Here is a 14806-nt window from a genome sequence, read left to right as displayed (position 1 = left end):
CTGCCTCCGGGCTTTTCGCCCGGGGATGGGACCGGATGCTCGTAGGCTCGAGGGCATGAGCAGCCGCAGTGTGGACGCAATCGTCATCGGCGCGGGCAACCACGGCCTCGTCGCGGCCGCGATGCTGGCCGACGCCGGCTGGGACGTCGCGGTCTTCGACGGACGCAGCGTGCCGGGCGGGGCCGTCGCCTCCCGGAGCATCGACGGGTTCGTCGTCGACGAGTTCTCGTCCTGCTACCCGTTGGGCCAGGCCTCGCCGGTGCTGCAGTCGCTGGACCTCGAGGCCCACGGCCTGAAGTGGCTGGACCGCAGGCCCTCGCTGACCCACGTCTCCGACCACGACGACGCGCTGGGCTCCGCGGTGCTGGACTCCCCCGAGGCCACCGCCGCCACCCTGGACGAGGACCACCCCGGAGACGGTGAGGCCTGGCTGAAGATGGTCTCGGGCTGGCGTCGGGTCCGCGACCCGCTGCTCGACGCCCTGATCCGCGGCTGGCCGCCGGTGCGCGCCGGCGGCAGGCTGGCGCGCACGCTGGGCGCGGCGGGACTCCTCGACTTCGCCCGGTTCGCGCTGTTGCCGTCCGAGCGGATGGGACAGGAGCGGTTCGGCGGGCGCCGGGCCCGGGAGATCCTGGCCGGCAACACCGCCCACGCCGACGTGTCCCCCCTGGCCCCGATCAGCGGCCTGATGGGCTACCTGCTGGCGATGCTCGCCCAGGACGTCGGGTTCCCCGTCCCCGAGGGCGGCGCCGGGATGCTGGCGCAGGCGCTGGCCTCCCGCGCCAGGCAGGGCGGCGCCGTAATCCACCTCGACTCCCCCGTCGCGGGCGTCAAGGTGTCCGAGGGCCGCGCCAGCGGCGTGCGGCTGGCCGACGGCACGGAGGTGCTGGCGCGCCGGGCGGTGGTGGCCGACGTGGCCGCGACGTCGCTCTACGGCGACCTGCTGCCCGACGACTCGGTGCCCGCCGGGCTGCGGACGCGCCTCGAGCGGTTCGAGTGGGACCCGCCCACCCTGAAGCTGAACCTCCTGCTGGACGCGCCGATGCCCTGGCGGGCCGAGCGCGCGCACGGGGCGGCGGTGGTGCACGCAGGCCTTTCGTCCGACGACCTGATCCGGTGGCACTCCGACATCGCCACCGGCCGGGTCCCGGAGCGGGCGTTCTGCCTGGTGGGCCAGATGTCCACGGCGGACCCCAGCCGCTCCCCCGCCGGGACCGAGTCGCTGTGGGCGTACACGCACCTGCCCCGCGTCCCCGACGACGCCGCGGCCGGGGCTGCGGCGGAGTCCCTGGCCAGCGTGGAGGAGATGTTCGACAGGCTGGCCCCGGGCTGGCGGGACCTGGAGCGCAACCGTTGGCTGCAGTCCCCGGCGGACCTGGAGGGCGCCAACCCCAGCCTCGTCGGGGGCGCCGTCGGCGGCGGCACCACGCAGCTGTTCCAGCAGGGTCCGTGGCGTCCGGTGGCCGGGCTGGGCGGGCCGGTGACGCACGTGCCCGGGCTCTACCTGGCCTCCGCCGCCACCCACCCCGGCGGCGCGGTGCACGGCGGCGCGGGCTTCAACGCGGCCCGGGCGGCCCTGCGCGACTCCAGGTGGTGGTCCCGCCCCATCGGCAGCGCGACGACGCGGGCCCAACTGATGCTGCAGCGTCGGGAACCCGACTACTAGGAGGCCGCATGGCCATCGAACTGAAGCCCCTGTCCGAGCAGGTGGTGGTGGTGCTCGGCGCCTCGAGCGGCATCGGGCGGGCGAGCGCCTTGCTCCTGGCACGGCGTGGTGGCGCCACGCCTGCTGGACGCCGTCGTCGTGCGGCTCCAGCCGCTGCAGCGGTCCACCGGGAACGGCAGCGGCGACGACGGCTCACTGGGCGAGTCACACAGTGACCGCGCCGGTGCACGTGGCGACGGGCAGGAACGCAGGTTCAGCACGTACACCTGGTTGCGCCTCCACCCGCGCACGAGCAGCCTGATCGGCATCGGCGCGCTGGGGGCACTGGCGGCGAGCCGCCTGCGCCGCCGCCGGAGTCGCTAGTCGTCGCCGGGTGTCACGGTGAAGCGGGACTTCGCCGTCGCCGCGTTGACCTCCAGGACGCGACGTCGCTGGTCCTCGCACCTGTCCACCATGGCCCGGCAGTCGTCGGCGTCCAGGCGGTCATCGATCTCGGCGAGCACGCCCAGCGTCTCCCACATCATCTGCTGGCCCCGGATCGCGGCGGCCAGGGCGTCGAACTCGGGCTGGGTCATGAGGCCGTCGCGGTTGCGGGTGGGGTTGAGCGGGTTGAGGCGGCCGGCCACGGCCGCCGCCCCGGAGACGAGGTTGCGGAGCTTGCTGATCTCGTAGCCGAGGCGCTCGATGAGCGCCTTGAGCTTCTCGTGCGACTCCTCGAGCTCGTCGTGGAGTTGGCGGAAGGTTGCCTCCCACTCGGTGTCCGCCCAGGTGTCGGCCGCTGCGCGGAAGGCCTGGACACCCGCGTCGGCTGCGACGAGGTGCTGGTTGAGGTAGGCGGAGTACTTGTCGTGGTCCAGTTCTGGGGTCATCGGTGCCTCCTGGTGCCGGGATCCCAACCTAAGCCGCGAGGGGTTCGATCCTGCGGGATTCGCCCCACCGGAGCACGCGGACTGATCCGTGGGACGCGTCAGCGCTCGCGCTTGCCCTCGCCCATGCGGCGGGCGCCCTGCTCCACGACCAGCCGGACCAGCTGGGTGCCGGGGACGAACATGTTGACGGCCTCCACGCCCACGTCGAGCAGGAACTTGGGCTCCAGGACCTTGCCGAAGTACTGCTCGAACGTGGCGCCGTCGGCGCGCACGTCGCCGGTGAGGCCGTCGAACTCGAGCACGCCCTCCTTGCCACCGCGGCGGAAGCGGAAGGCGTAGACGGGCCGGTAGACGAGGTCCACGCGGTCCACGCTCACCCGCTCCTCCAGGACGCGGTCGGCCTCCACGCGGCCGATCATGGCGGAGACCACCTCGCGCACCAGCATCGAGGCCCGGTGCTGCGGCGGCACGACGACGGTGCCGGACTCGGCGGCCTCGGCCAGGCCGGCTGCGTCGGTGGTGGTCCACGAGTACTGCAGGTACCGGTCCAGGGACGGGTTGTCCGCACGGGTCAGGCCGTCGAAGTGGTGCGAGCGGCTGGTCTCGTCGCGGCAGGACTCGAAGCCGCTGATGCTGAACCGGCCGTCCTCGACCTGGAACTGCTCGCCGCCGGTCTCCACCGTCCGGACCCCCGGCCCCACCTCGATGGTGTAGTCGCGGGTGCGTTCGTAGGCGATCACGGAGTCGGCGCGCACGTACCAGAACGGCTGGAGGCGGCGTTCGCGGTAGACGCACTCGTAGTCGTCGGCGGTCCGGCCGAACAGTCCCCCGAGCTTCGCGACCGCGCCGAAGGCGTCCGAGCGGCGGGCCCATGCCCGCTCCTCGGCGATCTCCATGGTGAAGCGGTCCTCGAGGACGATGATCCGCTCCTCGGCGATCTGGACCTCCATGTCGACTCCTCCCGTCGTTGGGCTCACCCTAGCGACGCCCACCGGGTACCGTCGATGCATGAGACGACTGGCTGTCCTCGCACTGCTGGGCCTGGTTGCCTGCTCCGGCCCGGCTGAACCGCCCGCACCCACCGAGAGCCCCGCGACCTCCCAGACCACCGCGGCCGCGCCCACCGCCACTGACACGGTGCCCGCGACGTCGGCCCCGGCCGAGACGTCCGAGGCGCCTTCGGAGCCAGTGCCGGAGACCCACGAGTTCACCGTCACCGAGCACGAGAGCTACGAGGAGCCCTGGGCGATGGCGTTCCTGCCGGACTCGGAGCTGATGGTGGTCACCGAGCGCGTCGGCAACATGTTGCTGCGCCACCCGGACGGCACCGTGCGCGAGGTCTCCGGCGTCCCGGACGTGGTGGTCGGCGGCCAGGGCGGCCTGGGCGACGTGCTGCCGGCACCGTCGTTCGCCGACGACGGCAAGATCTACCTGAGCTGGGCCGAGGGCGTCACCGGGGACGTCGGCGCGGTGGTGGGCACCGCCATCCTCGACGTGGACGCCGCCACCCTCACGGACCTCCAGGTGATCTGGGAGCAGACGCCCAAGATGGACGGCCGCGGGCACTTCTCGCACCGCCTCGCCATCCACGACGGCTACCTGTTCGTCTCCTCCGGTGACCGGCAGGAGATGGAGCCCGCGCAGGAGTTCGACAACAACTTGGGCAAGATCCTGCGCCTCACCCTCGACGGGCAACCCGCGCCGGACAACCCCTGGGCCGGTGAGGACTCGCCGGTGGCGCACCAGTTCTACTCGATGGGGCACCGCAACCCGCTCGGCATCGACTTCGACGCCGAGGGCCGGCTCTGGTCCTCCGAGATGGGCCCCGAGGGCGGCGACGAGCTGAACCTCGTCGAGCCCGGCGGCAACTACGGCTGGCCCGCGGCCTCCAACGGCAACCACTACAACGGCCGCGAGATCCCCGACCACGCGGAAGGTGACGGGTTCATCGCCCCCAAGGTGTTCTGGAACCCCAGCATCTCCCCCGGCTCACTGCTGGTCTACTCCGGAGACCTTTTCCCCGGTTGGAAGGGCGACGCGTTCCTGGGCGCGCTGTCCGGCGAGGCACTGCAACGTGTGGACTTGGAGGGCGAGACCGCCACCGAGGCGGAGAACTGGCCCATGGGCGCCCGCATCCGGGCCGTCGAGCAGGGTCCCGACGGCGCCATCTGGCTGCTGCAGGACGGCAACGGCGGACACCTGCTGGAGCTGCGCCCGGCCGAGTAAGCATCCCCGCCACGACCAATTTGTGATACGCAGAAACTTTCTTCCCGTAATTCGTTGCGCTGCAGAACAAGTTCGGTTAACGTGGCACCACGGGCTGCCTCTACAACGTTGCAAATGGTCGGCCCCACGGCATCGGGCGCTGCCACACCGTCAGTACCGCCAACGTACTGCGCGAGCGATGCCATCGTTTGCACCCGCGGACCACCAGCGGCTCTGAACCAGCCGTCGCCAATTGGAGAGGAAAGTGAGTCAGGGGTCTTTGGTGGGCACCGGGAAGTTCTGCACAACCCATTCCAACCAGAAAAGAGATGCACATGCTTAGGAGAAGATTGGGGTTCCTCCCCCTCATCGGTGCCTTGTTGGCCATCAACCTGTCTGTGGTTCCGGCTGCGGGGGACGAGGCCAGCACCCTCCCCTTCATCCTCAGGAACGAGAACTTCGCGTTCGAGGAGCGCGTTGCCGCAGTGATCATCGACACCGGCCACACCGTCGCCGACTCGTCGCTGTCCGCGGACGACTTCGACGTCCACGTGGTCTCCACCAGGATGGTGGACCCGGAAGTCGTCGTCTACGACGGCCCCCGCGAGGTCACCGGCGTCTACACCAGCGAGGTCGAGGACTGGGGCTTCCCCGCTGACGAGGGCCGCTACATCGTGCTGGACTTCGCGCACGTCGGCTGGGGTGACGGTGGCACCACCGGCGACTCCGGCTACTACCTCGAGGCCCAGTACACCGTGACGTACAACGGGGACCCGATCGCCACCGTCGACGGCTCCACGATCACGCCGACCGGATTCGAGCAGACCGGCGTCGTGAGCCCGGTGCTGGACCAGTACGAGTACGCCACCAGCCCCGACGGCCTGGACTACGCCTACTTCCTCAACGACGATGCCGACGAGCCGTTGCCGCTCGTCGTCTACTTCCACGGCGGCGGACAGGGCGGCGACAACTACAACCCCGTCAGGTTCAGCAACGGCGGCTCCGTCTGGGCCGAGCCCGAGAACCAGGCCGATTTCCCCGCACACGTCCTGGTGCCGCGCACTCCTGGCCGCGAGACTGACGTGGCCGCTGTCAAGAACGTCATCGACGGCTGGATCGCCGACGGCTTGGTGGACCCGAACCGCGTCTACATGACGGGCTACTCCATGGGCTCGGCCTCCACGTGGGCCTTCGTCACGGCCTACCCGGACTACGTCGCCGCGGCCGTCTACGGCGCCGGCACCGGACCGGCCACTGCCGAGTTGGTTGACGAGGTGGACCACATGCCCTTGTGGGAGTGGGTGGATGAGCTGGATTTCGCCTACCCGGGTGTCATGGAGCGGCACGAGGCCTGGGCGGAGCACCTGACCGACTACAAGCTGACGATCCTGCCCGAGGTCACCCTCCACGACTACCCCTACAACGGCTGGACCTTCGACGGCCACTCCTCGTGGCTGGTGGCGTACAACGAGTACGTCGACGACGAGCGCGGCACGGTCTTCGACTGGTTCTTCGGCATCAGCAAAATCCGGGGCATCGAGGACGTCGCCGTGGACACCGCCGCTGGCGTTGCCCCGGCACTGCCCGACACGGTCACCGTGGACGTGCACCACAACTCCTCCGGCATCGTCACAGAGGCACGCCCAGTGGTCTGGGACGACGTCGATCCCGCCGCGTACGGCAACGACGGACCCGGCCTCTTCACGGTCGAGGGCACCATCGAGGGAGTCGTCGAGAAGGCCGTCGCGACCGTGACCGTGGCCATCACCGATGACCCGACGCCGGAGCCCACGCCAACGCCCACCACTCCCGCGGTGGACGTCTACTCCACGCCCGGGTTCCACAACGTGAACGGCCGCCGCTGGTACACCGAGTGCGAGCCGTACTCCCAGACCATCCGGTGCACCACCCAGATCTGGGCCACGCAGGTGGCCGTCGTGGACGGCCGCTTCGTCGGGACCACCGGCTGGCACTTCAACAACCTGACCTACCTGCCGTTCATGACGCGCGCGCAGTGGTCTGCCAACCCCCTCGGGCACGCGGGCAGCTGGACGTCGGAGGAGGGTCGCAGTTGGAAGACCGAGTGCGACACCGCCCAGACCGGCGGCAACGGCTGCCGCTCGTTCATCTGGAGCGACATCGTGTCCTCCACCCAGGGCACCGACGGCGTCTGGACCCACGCGAAGACCCAGGACTGGGTGTTCAACAACATCGTGAGGTTCAAGGCCTGATCCCCGATTGAGTGAATGGGGGCCGGTCCGCGAGGACCGGCCCCGCTTCACTCCTGGGCAAGCGAGGCGCTACAGGGCGTGGAGTAGCGGCTAGACCAGCCCTGCGGCAGCAGAGATGTCCGTCTGGGTGAAGTCGTCACCTTTGAACAGCAGGGGCCTCCCGGAAACCTTCGCGGCAGCGTAGGCGAAACAGTCTCCGAGGTTCAGCCCCGCGGGATGGCGCCCCTTTCCGAAGCGACGCCACGCCTCGACGGCCACGGTGGCCTGCTCGGGATCCAGCGGCACAACCTCGCATTCGAGTTCGGCCAGGAGCGCCTCGAGATCATCCGCTGCCTCGCGCCCACCCTTGGCCTCCGCAACGATTCCGGCTTCCACCCTCGTCGCCGCAGACACGCTGAGTTCCGTGACCCCACTCATCTGCGCCAAGAAGAGTTCCGCTTCCGCCTCGCCGAGGATCACGGTCATCAAGGCAGATGTGTCGACGATCATCGTGGCAGGCCGAATCGGTCGTACCCGAGGATCTCGTCTGCGGACCTGTCATCGCGGACGGGCCTCGCCCGGGCACGCTCGATGTAGCGCGCCAAACTCGGGCGGCGCCTCGAGACGCGTCGCCCTCGTTCGATCCGCTCCATCCGCTCCTCCATCGCGACGCGGATCGCGACGGTGATGCTCTCCCCCGTGGCGGCCGCCAGGCGGCGCGCAAGATCATCGGTGGCCGGGTCCTTGATGTTCAACGCCATGTTCAGAGTTTAGAGGAAGAAATCAACCATGGCAGGAAGATTGGCGCCCAGCGCCCACTGACTTGCCCTCTCGTCCTCCTAGACTTCCGCGCATGGGTTCCCGCTACGACATCCTCGTTCTCGCCAACACCACGCTGGAGCAGTTCACGGCTGCGCTCCAGGGCCGCTTCGTCCTCGGGGAGCAGACCACCCCCTGGTCAGACCGGAAGAGCACGGCAGCGGCCCAGATCGGCCCGCACGTCGCCGTCGCCGCACCGCCCGGGAGGATGCCCTGGGGCGTGGGCACTGGCCTCAGCCGCGAACTCGGCGTGGAGGCGGCGAAGGCCACGGTGTGGGACTCCGTTTCCTCCTACGCACTGAGCGTCGTCGGCCCTGATGCCGACAGGTCCCTGTCCTTCGAGGGCCAGGACGAGAATCCTCAACTCCACGAGCGGGGCGACCGTCTGCCGGAGGAGCCCCGGTGGGAACTGGACGAGTCCTACGTCCAGGCGGTTATCAAGGGGCGCTACGGCATCGACCCGGGGTACCTGCCCACGGACGAGACCTGGTTCGCGCTCCTGCCTGTCGAGGACTGACAACGGGCCCCGCGCCGCGCGGGAAGACGGTCTCCCGAGCACTCACCCCTGCCTGCGGTGTGCCCCGGCGGCGTCGACGTCGTAGGTGGCGCCACCGATGCGCAGGCCGACGAGCCTGGCGTCGGGGTCCACATGCTCGAGGGCGGAGCGCACCGTCACCGACCCGTCCGCGGCGGCGCGCACCCCGAACACGGACTCGATGACCAGCTCGCACCACGCCCCGGCCGAGGAGCAGGCCCAGTCGATGAGGTAGGGGAACTGCGGCGGGGCCTTGCGAGCGCCGCCGTCGATGCCGGGCACGGCCTCCTCCACCATGTGCGCCTGCCCCGGCGGGCCCTGGTTGGCGGACGCCGCCAGCCCGGGGAGCCATTCGGCCACCCGATCGGCGCCGCCCAACTGGATGGCGGCCCGGGCGGAGTCCGCGGGCCAGGCCGGGTAGGCGCCGTTCCACTGGTGGTCCGGCCGCACAGAGAAACCGGCATTGGGGTCCGAGGCCGAGAGCGCCCGCAGCCATGTGGGCGTGCGGAGTTCGGCCTCGAAGAACTCGAGCATCTCGCTGCGCACATCGGCGGGGAGGTCGTCGGCGATGGTGGTGCCGACGGTGGAGAAGTCGTAGCAGTGGCGCACGGGCACCAGTGAGCCGTCGGGGTGGCGGGCGTTGAAGAAGCCCTCCCCACCGCGGTAGAGGCGCATGATCTCGGGCACGAGTTCGTCCGCCAGTCGCTCCAACTCGGCCGCCTCGTCGGCCAGGCCCTGCAGCCGAGACAGGGTGGCGGCGGTGCGCATGCACCAGACGTTGGCGGCGTTCAGGGAGGCCACCTCGTGCACGTAGGTGGACACGCACTCGAGCAGGTTGTCGATCTCGCCGTAGTCGGCCAACGCCGAGCCGACGCGCTTGTCGCGCCACTCGAGTGACCACTGCCGGACGTGGTCGCCGACGGTGCTGGTGGCGCCGTCCAGTTCGACGTCCTCGTCCAGGAAGGCCGTGTCGCCCGTGAGGGTGACGTAGTCGTTGACCAGCCGCACCATCGCGTACTGGTTGACCGAGTACCAGTTGCCCGCCGGCCCGCCGGTGAGCCACTCAGTGCCGAAGTGCTCGTTGATGTCGAGCCCGATCCAGTGCAGGATCTGCTCCCGCATCTCCTCCGGGTCGCTCAACGCGTGCACCATCGAGGACAGCGAGTAGTCCCAGATGAAGGTCGTGGTCTGCCAGTAGCGGGGCATCAGGGTGTCGTAGTGGCGGGGCCGGACGCCGGCGGGGTTCTCGCGGCGGAACCACAGCACCCCCATCGCGCCCCACCAGTACAGGCGGCGCAGCGCCTCGTTGCTCGTCTCCAGCAGCGGCAGCGCCCCGCTGGTCAGCCCACCGGCCGGGTCGAACAGGTCCGCCAGCGCCGCGTCCCACGCCTCCTCGGAGGCGGCCACCGCGCCCTCGACGTCGCCGGCCAGGGCGTCGAAGGCCGCGGCGAGGTCGGCACCCTCGTCGCCGAGCACCAGCACGAAGGCACCCTCCCAACGGCCGCCGGCCGCCACCGGGGTGCGCATCCGGACCACGTTGGCGTCCTCCGAGACGTCCTCGACGTCGGTACCGTCCAGGTTGACCAGGCCCTGCAGCGTGGAGACCTGCGCGTCGGGTTCGAGTGCCCCGAAGTAGGCCATGCCCTTGGGCGGCGTGGCCGGGCGCCCGCGCCGTCGCGCCCCTTCGGGGACCTGCTCGTTGTGGCCGCGCGGGGGCTCGGCCCGGCGCCACGGCACGGCCCTGACCAGTTGGGAGTCCACCCACGCACCCAGGTCCAGGTCCCGCGCGTCTCCGGTCTCGTTGGTGACGGAGATCCGCACCAGCACCCCGGGCGCGCCCGGCGGCACCACGGTGGTGGTCTGCACCAGCCAGCCGCGGATGCGCGTGGCGCGGGTCACCCGGTCCGGGCGCCACACGTGCTCCACCGGCTGCCCGAGGCTCTGCGCCAACACGCCGTCGATGAGCAACCGGCCGGTGACGCAGTCCCCCTGGGACAGGGGCGGCATGTTGACCGAGCGAACGGCGAGCACGTCGTGGTCGACCTGCGCCACCAGCACGTGGTTGGTCAGCCCGGGCGGGTTGACCATGTCGTCGTAGCGGTCGACGACGGTGGCGCTGGTGAAGTCTGCGACGGTGGGAACTGACATCTCACGCTTTCTCTAGTTGTACTGGCCGAGGGAGAGACCCTGCGTGAAGTAGCGCTGGGTCAGCAGGAACAGGGCGATGGTGGGCAGGGACACGAGCAGGCCGCCCGCGAGCACGACGGGCATGGTGGAGCCGCCGTACGTGGACTGCATCGCGGCTAGGGTGGTCATGACAGGGCGTACCTCGCTGCTCTGCGAGAGGGACAGGCCGAGCAGCAGGTCGTTCCACACGAACGTGGCCTGCAGGATGAACACGGCGAACAGCGCGGACTTGGACATCGGCAGGTAGATCCGGAAGAAGATCTTCCAGGGTGTGGCGCCATCGAGCTCCGCGGCCTCGTAGACGCTGTGGGCGATGCCGGAGAAGAAGTTGCGCAGCACGAACGCCGAGAACGGAACGGAGATCACCGTGTAGATCAGCAGCATGCCGATGCGGGTGTCGAAGATGCCGGCGCCGACGTAGCCCATGAACAGCGGCATCAGCACCATCTGGATGGGGAACACGGTGGCGCAGAAGATGATGACGAACCACATGAAGGGCCGCCGCAGCTTGAGCGCGACGATGGCGAACCCGGCCATGGCGCCGATCACCACCGCCACCGTCGGCGAGACCACCGAGTAGATGAGGGTGGACAGCAGGCCCTCCGCGATCCGGCCGCGGTCCAGGGCCAGCAGGAAGTTCTCGAACAGGCCGGTGAGGTCCGAGGGGACCCAGACCGTGGCGTTGCCGTAGTTGGAGGAGACCTTCGCCGCGTTGACGAGCATCAGGTAGATGGGGATCAGCCAGATCACGCCGAGCACCACGAGCACGCTCTTGCGTACCAACTGCATGTCAGAACTCCTTCGCGGGTGCGAGCTGGCGCCTCAGGTACAGCAGCGAGGCGGTCACGGTGACGACGGTGAGCAGCAGCGCGACGGCCGCACCCAGTCCGTAGTCGTTGAGCATGAAGCTGGCCTTGTACATCGTGATGGCGAGGGTCTCGGAGACGCGGCCGGGGCCGCCCTGGGTCATGCCCCAGACGATGTCGAAGGTCTTCAGCGAGCCCACGATGCTCAGCCCAACCACCACCGTGGTCATGGGTGCCAGCATCGGCCAGGTGATGTTCTTGAACAGGTTCCAGCCCGTCGCGCCGTCCACCATGGCGGCCTCGACCGGTTCCTTCGGGATGGACTGCAGCCCCACCCCGAACAGGAGCGCGTTCACGCCGGCGCCCTGCCAGGTGGCGGCGAAGATCATCACGAACGTGTTCAGGGGCGCGTCCAGCAGCCAGCGGGCGTCGGCGAACGGCAGCCGGAGGAACTCCAGGGCCTGGGTCAGCGCTCCCCCGGTCTGCAGGATGAAGGAGAAGATGACGCCGACGGCGATGCCCGAGATGGCGTACGGCAGCAGGAACGGCAGCCGGTACCAGAACGACCCGCGCAGGCCGTGCGCCAGCACCGCGATGAACAGGCCCAGCCCCACCGGGAGCACGAGCGTTCCCACCACCCAGATCAGGGTGTTGCCCATCGAGCCGAGGATGCGCGCGTCGGCGAACATCTCCCGGTACTTGTCAAGGCCCACGAACTCCGGCTCACCCAGTCCGTTGAACTCGGTCAGGGAAAGGAACGAGGTGTAGACGAACGGGACGTAGAGCAGGACCACGCACAGCAGCAGCGCGGGCAGCAGGAACGCCGCGGCGGTGAGCCGTTCCTGCAGGGCGCGCCTGCTCCTGTGCCGCGGCGGGGCGGGGGTGGACGTGCGGGTGGCGACGGTGGTCATCGTTGGTCCTTCCGGGTGCCGGTCGGACGGGGCGGCCGCGCTGGGCCGCCCCGTCCGCTCAGGTGTGCCCTACTGGCCGGCCCAGTAGGCCTCGGCCTCGGCCTGCAGTTGCTCCTGGATCCCGCGCGGGTCCTCCGCGTTGGTGACGAAGGCTCCGAACAGTTCGGTGGAGAGCTGGTAGACGGGCTGCGGGCTGCCCTCGAGGAAGCGCGGCACGATCCGCACGTTGTCAGAGCCCTCACCCGTCACGGCCTCCACGAGGGAGCTGAGCTCCGGGTCGTCGATCGGCACCAGCGGGTTGAAGCTGACGTCGCCGCGGCTGTTGGACCAGGTGGTCTGGGCGTCTGTGGTGAGCCACCACTTGGAGTACTCGAGCGCGGCCGCCTCGTTCTCGGCCCCGGCACCCACGCACAGCGGGCCGGTCTCCAGCACCATCGGCTGCTCGGCGGTGTCCGGGTTCAGGTTGGGCATCAGGAAGATGCCGTAGTCCTCGCCGGAGACGGCGTCGATGCCGGTGAGCTGGCCGGTGAAGAACGTGCCGAAGTAGGCCATCGCGACGTCGCCGTTCATCAGCAGCGCCTGGGGGTCACCCGTGACACCCGGGTCGATGAAGTCGCCGCCCTGGATCATGGCCTGCCACTTGTCCATCACGACGTTGACGTCCTCGTCGAGGTAGGACGCGCTGCCGTCGAGGATCCCCAGGTACGTGTCCGGGTTCTGGCCGGCGAGCAGTGCCATGAAGTAGACGAACTCGAAGATGAAGTTCATCTGGTGGAAGGGCGTGGTGTCGTTCTCCTTAAGGGTGGCCATGATGGTCTCGAGCTCCTCCCACGTGCTCGGCGGCTCGAGCCCCAGGTCGGAGAAGATCTGCTTGTTGTAGTAGACGGCCCAGTAGACGACGTTGAGCGGCACGCAGTACTGCTTGCCGTCGAAGGTGTACTGGTCCTTGAGCCCCTCGGGGACGAAGCCCTCGCTCTCTGCCTCGGTCCAGATGTCCGTGGTCTCGGCGACGAGCCCCTGCTCCACCAGTTCCTGCAGCTGGCCGCCGGTGTGCCAGGTGAACAGGTCCGGCTTGTCGTTGGTGCGGAAGGCCTGCCGCACGTAGGTGTCGTAGGCCACCGGGTCCGAGTATCCGGTGAAGTCCAGCGTGATGTCGCCGGAGACGGCGTTCATCTCCTCGAACGACGGCTCCCAGGCCGCCTTGTCCGTGACGAAGGAGATGGGGCCCGACGCTGCGGGCGGGTTCTCCCCGCCGGTGCTGTCCGGGTCGTTGGTCGGGTCTTCGCCGCCGCTGCTGCAGGCGGCCAGCATGAGTGCTGAGACCAGCCCCGTCACTGCCAGGGTCTTCTTGATCGACATCTTTGTCCTTCCAAGGGTTGTCGGGGTTTGGGGATCAGCCCAGTTCCACGGTCCAGAACCGGGGCCGGTAGATGGTCACGTCGTCGAAGACGTGCTCGTTGTCGAAGGTGTTGACGTTGTAGCTGACCAGGATCTCCGAGTCATCGCTGAACTCGGGGTGCAGGTGGGCGTTGTAGGTGAAGATGTTCGGGTCCCCGTAGGAGCCGAGGGCGCCGGTCTCCGGGGTCCGGAACAGTTCGGTCTTGTTCGTGAACGGGCCCGTGGGCGAGCAGGAGGTGTAGGCCACCACGGAACTGGAGAACGCCTCGGAGGTGTCCTGCGTCACCAGGAGGTAGCCGTCGCGGAACTCGGTGACGGAGTACTCGTTGGCGACGTGGGCCGCGATGGGCACCGAGTCCTCGGCGTCGCGGCTCCAGCCGGTGCCGTCCCAGAACTGCCACTTGTCCACCCGCGAGATGTCGTGGCCGGGGACCCGGGCGACGTGCGCCTGCTTCAGCGCACCCTGGTCGTCGACGCCGTAGATGTAGGTCTTGCCGCTGGTCCGCTCGTACCAGGAGGCCCACTGGACGTCGGTCTCCGCCGGCACGGGCGTGACGTCGGTGACCTGCCAGGTCTTCGGGTTGACGGTGGCGATGGCGGAGTGCTGCCAGGCCCAGTCCCACAGGCCTGGGCCGAACCGGTCGTAGCGGTTCAGTCCGACGTGGAGCTTGCCGTTGAGTGCGACGTAGCCCGCACCGAGCCAGTACCAGGCGTCCTGTGCGGGCGGGCCGAAGATGGCCTCCGGTGCGGCCTGCGTGCCACCGGTCACGGTCTGGGTGAGCACCCCGTCGTCCTCCAGCACGAAGGAGTTGTTGATGAATCCCATCGTGTCCATGTCCACCGCCCCGTCCTCGACGGTGCCGAGGATGGTGTCCGAGAACAGCCATGCAGTGGTGCCGTCCTTGAGGGGCACGGAGTAGGTGGAGTCGCCACCCACCCACTGGCCCGAGGTATTGCCGTAGTCGGCGAACTGCTGGGTGCGCGCGTCGGGCTGGGCCGAGGTCACCGACAGTCCGTCGGCCACCAGGGAGCACTGGTTCCCGCTGTGGCCCGGTGGGGCCGCGACGGTGGGCGCGGGATTCACCACTGCCGTGGCGAGCAGCGTCGTGGCGGTGGCGGCCAGCGCCACCCGGATTGGTCTTCTCGTGAACATGTCCATCCTCACCTCGCTGTGATTTTGGTGGACCCGGGGTCCGGTGC

At 69.4% G+C, this 14806-nt stretch carries 14 protein-coding genes; 5 read left to right on the top strand and 9 right to left on the bottom strand.

Features of this window, described 5'->3' with window-relative positions:
* Positions 1-55 precede the first annotated feature (55 nt).
* Together ACYU7G_RS10100 and ACYU7G_RS10095 are read left to right on the top strand one after the other, a co-directional pair.
* Positions 56-1666, top strand: a complete 1611-nt coding sequence (locus tag ACYU7G_RS10100; RefSeq protein ID WP_461107400.1) for a phytoene desaturase family protein — start codon at positions 56-58, stop codon at positions 1664-1666.
* A 108-nt stretch (positions 1667-1774) separates the two neighbouring features.
* Entirely contained in the window at positions 1775-2029 is a 255-nt protein-coding gene (locus ACYU7G_RS10095; RefSeq protein WP_461107398.1) for a hypothetical protein, read from the top strand.
* Here ACYU7G_RS10095 and ACYU7G_RS10090 read toward each other — a convergent pair.
* Positions 2026-2535 carry a hypothetical protein gene (locus ACYU7G_RS10090; protein ID WP_461107396.1) on the bottom strand — a complete coding sequence of 170 codons (510 nt, stop codon included), beginning with the start codon at positions 2533-2535 and terminating at the stop codon, positions 2026-2028. The genes ACYU7G_RS10095 and ACYU7G_RS10090 overlap by 4 nt on opposite strands.
* A gap of 98 nt (positions 2536-2633) precedes the next feature.
* Complete coding sequence (locus tag ACYU7G_RS10085) at positions 2634-3485, bottom strand: hypothetical protein (RefSeq protein WP_461107394.1); 852 nt, start codon at positions 3483-3485, stop codon at positions 2634-2636.
* Between the two features lie 58 nt (positions 3486-3543).
* On the opposite strand from ACYU7G_RS10085, the gene ACYU7G_RS10080 reads away from it, so the two are divergent.
* Both ACYU7G_RS10080 and ACYU7G_RS10075 read left to right on the top strand, forming a co-directional pair.
* Positions 3544-4761: a PQQ-dependent sugar dehydrogenase gene (locus ACYU7G_RS10080; RefSeq protein WP_461107392.1), complete on the top strand. Its 1218-nt coding sequence runs from the start codon at positions 3544-3546 to the stop codon at positions 4759-4761.
* Between the two features lie 329 nt (positions 4762-5090).
* The gene (locus ACYU7G_RS10075; protein ID WP_461107390.1) at positions 5091-6971 is read left to right on the top strand and encodes an Ig-like domain-containing protein; all 1881 of its coding nucleotides are present in this window, start codon (positions 5091-5093) and stop codon (positions 6969-6971) included.
* Between the two features lie 90 nt (positions 6972-7061).
* Here ACYU7G_RS10075 and ACYU7G_RS10070 read toward each other — a convergent pair whose 3' ends face one another.
* Both ACYU7G_RS10070 and ACYU7G_RS10065 read right to left on the bottom strand, forming a co-directional pair.
* The gene (locus ACYU7G_RS10070; RefSeq protein WP_461107388.1) at positions 7062-7460 is read right to left on the bottom strand and encodes a type II toxin-antitoxin system VapC family toxin; all 399 of its coding nucleotides are present in this window, start codon (positions 7458-7460) and stop codon (positions 7062-7064) included.
* On the bottom strand, positions 7457-7711 hold the full coding sequence (locus ACYU7G_RS10065; protein ID WP_461107386.1) for a type II toxin-antitoxin system VapB family antitoxin: 255 nt from the start codon (positions 7709-7711) through the stop codon (positions 7457-7459). The genes ACYU7G_RS10070 and ACYU7G_RS10065 overlap by 4 nt, the downstream gene beginning before the upstream one ends.
* A 92-nt stretch (positions 7712-7803) precedes the next feature.
* Between ACYU7G_RS10065 and ACYU7G_RS10060 the strand changes: the two genes are divergently transcribed.
* On the top strand, positions 7804-8286 hold the full coding sequence (locus ACYU7G_RS10060; RefSeq protein WP_461107384.1) for a hypothetical protein: 483 nt from the start codon (positions 7804-7806) through the stop codon (positions 8284-8286).
* 42 nt (positions 8287-8328) lie between these two features.
* Here ACYU7G_RS10060 and ACYU7G_RS10055 read toward each other — a convergent pair whose 3' ends face one another.
* From ACYU7G_RS10055 to ACYU7G_RS10035, 5 genes are all read right to left on the bottom strand, one after another.
* The gene (locus ACYU7G_RS10055; RefSeq protein WP_461107382.1) at positions 8329-10452 is read right to left on the bottom strand and encodes a hypothetical protein; all 2124 of its coding nucleotides are present in this window, start codon (positions 10450-10452) and stop codon (positions 8329-8331) included.
* A gap of 12 nt (positions 10453-10464) precedes the next feature.
* Positions 10465-11280: a carbohydrate ABC transporter permease gene (locus ACYU7G_RS10050; RefSeq protein ID WP_461107380.1), complete on the bottom strand. Its 816-nt coding sequence runs from the start codon at positions 11278-11280 to the stop codon at positions 10465-10467.
* Position 11281: 1 nt separating this feature from the next.
* Complete coding sequence (locus ACYU7G_RS10045) at positions 11282-12208, bottom strand: carbohydrate ABC transporter permease (protein ID WP_461107378.1); 927 nt, start codon at positions 12206-12208, stop codon at positions 11282-11284.
* A 69-nt stretch (positions 12209-12277) separates the two neighbouring features.
* Positions 12278-13567, bottom strand: a complete 1290-nt coding sequence (locus ACYU7G_RS10040) for an ABC transporter substrate-binding protein (RefSeq protein WP_461107376.1) — start codon at positions 13565-13567, stop codon at positions 12278-12280.
* Positions 13568-13601: 34 nt separating this feature from the next.
* Positions 13602-14759, bottom strand: coding sequence for a DUF4185 domain-containing protein (locus tag ACYU7G_RS10035; RefSeq protein WP_461107374.1), 1158 nt, complete (start codon positions 14757-14759; stop codon positions 13602-13604).
* Positions 14760-14806: the final 47 nt, after the last annotated feature.

The organism is Tessaracoccus terricola (assembly GCF_054776555.1).
The sequence above is the reverse complement of the archived record's forward strand: the minus strand, read 5'-3'. Positions and strand labels throughout refer to the sequence as shown.

Coding starts and splice junctions, on each gene's coding strand:
- ACYU7G_RS10100 (WP_461107400.1), top strand. CDS start 56: ATGAGCAGCCGCAGTGTGGACGCAATCGTCATCGGCGCGGGCAACCAC.
- ACYU7G_RS10090 (WP_461107396.1), bottom strand. CDS start 2,535: ATGACCCCAGAACTGGACCACGACAAGTACTCCGCCTACCTCAACCAG.
- ACYU7G_RS10085 (WP_461107394.1), bottom strand. CDS start 3,485: ATGGAGGTCCAGATCGCCGAGGAGCGGATCATCGTCCTCGAGGACCGC.
- ACYU7G_RS10080 (WP_461107392.1), top strand. CDS start 3,544: ATGAGACGACTGGCTGTCCTCGCACTGCTGGGCCTGGTTGCCTGCTCC.
- ACYU7G_RS10070 (WP_461107388.1), bottom strand. CDS start 7,460: ATGATCGTCGACACATCTGCCTTGATGACCGTGATCCTCGGCGAGGCG.
- ACYU7G_RS10065 (WP_461107386.1), bottom strand. CDS start 7,711: ATGGCGTTGAACATCAAGGACCCGGCCACCGATGATCTTGCGCGCCGC.
- ACYU7G_RS10060 (WP_461107384.1), top strand. CDS start 7,804: ATGGGTTCCCGCTACGACATCCTCGTTCTCGCCAACACCACGCTGGAG.
- ACYU7G_RS10055 (WP_461107382.1), bottom strand. CDS start 10,452: ATGTCAGTTCCCACCGTCGCAGACTTCACCAGCGCCACCGTCGTCGAC.
- ACYU7G_RS10050 (WP_461107380.1), bottom strand. CDS start 11,280: ATGCAGTTGGTACGCAAGAGCGTGCTCGTGGTGCTCGGCGTGATCTGG.
- ACYU7G_RS10045 (WP_461107378.1), bottom strand. CDS start 12,208: ATGACCACCGTCGCCACCCGCACGTCCACCCCCGCCCCGCCGCGGCAC.
- ACYU7G_RS10040 (WP_461107376.1), bottom strand. CDS start 13,567: ATGTCGATCAAGAAGACCCTGGCAGTGACGGGGCTGGTCTCAGCACTC.
- ACYU7G_RS10035 (WP_461107374.1), bottom strand. CDS start 14,759: ATGTTCACGAGAAGACCAATCCGGGTGGCGCTGGCCGCCACCGCCACG.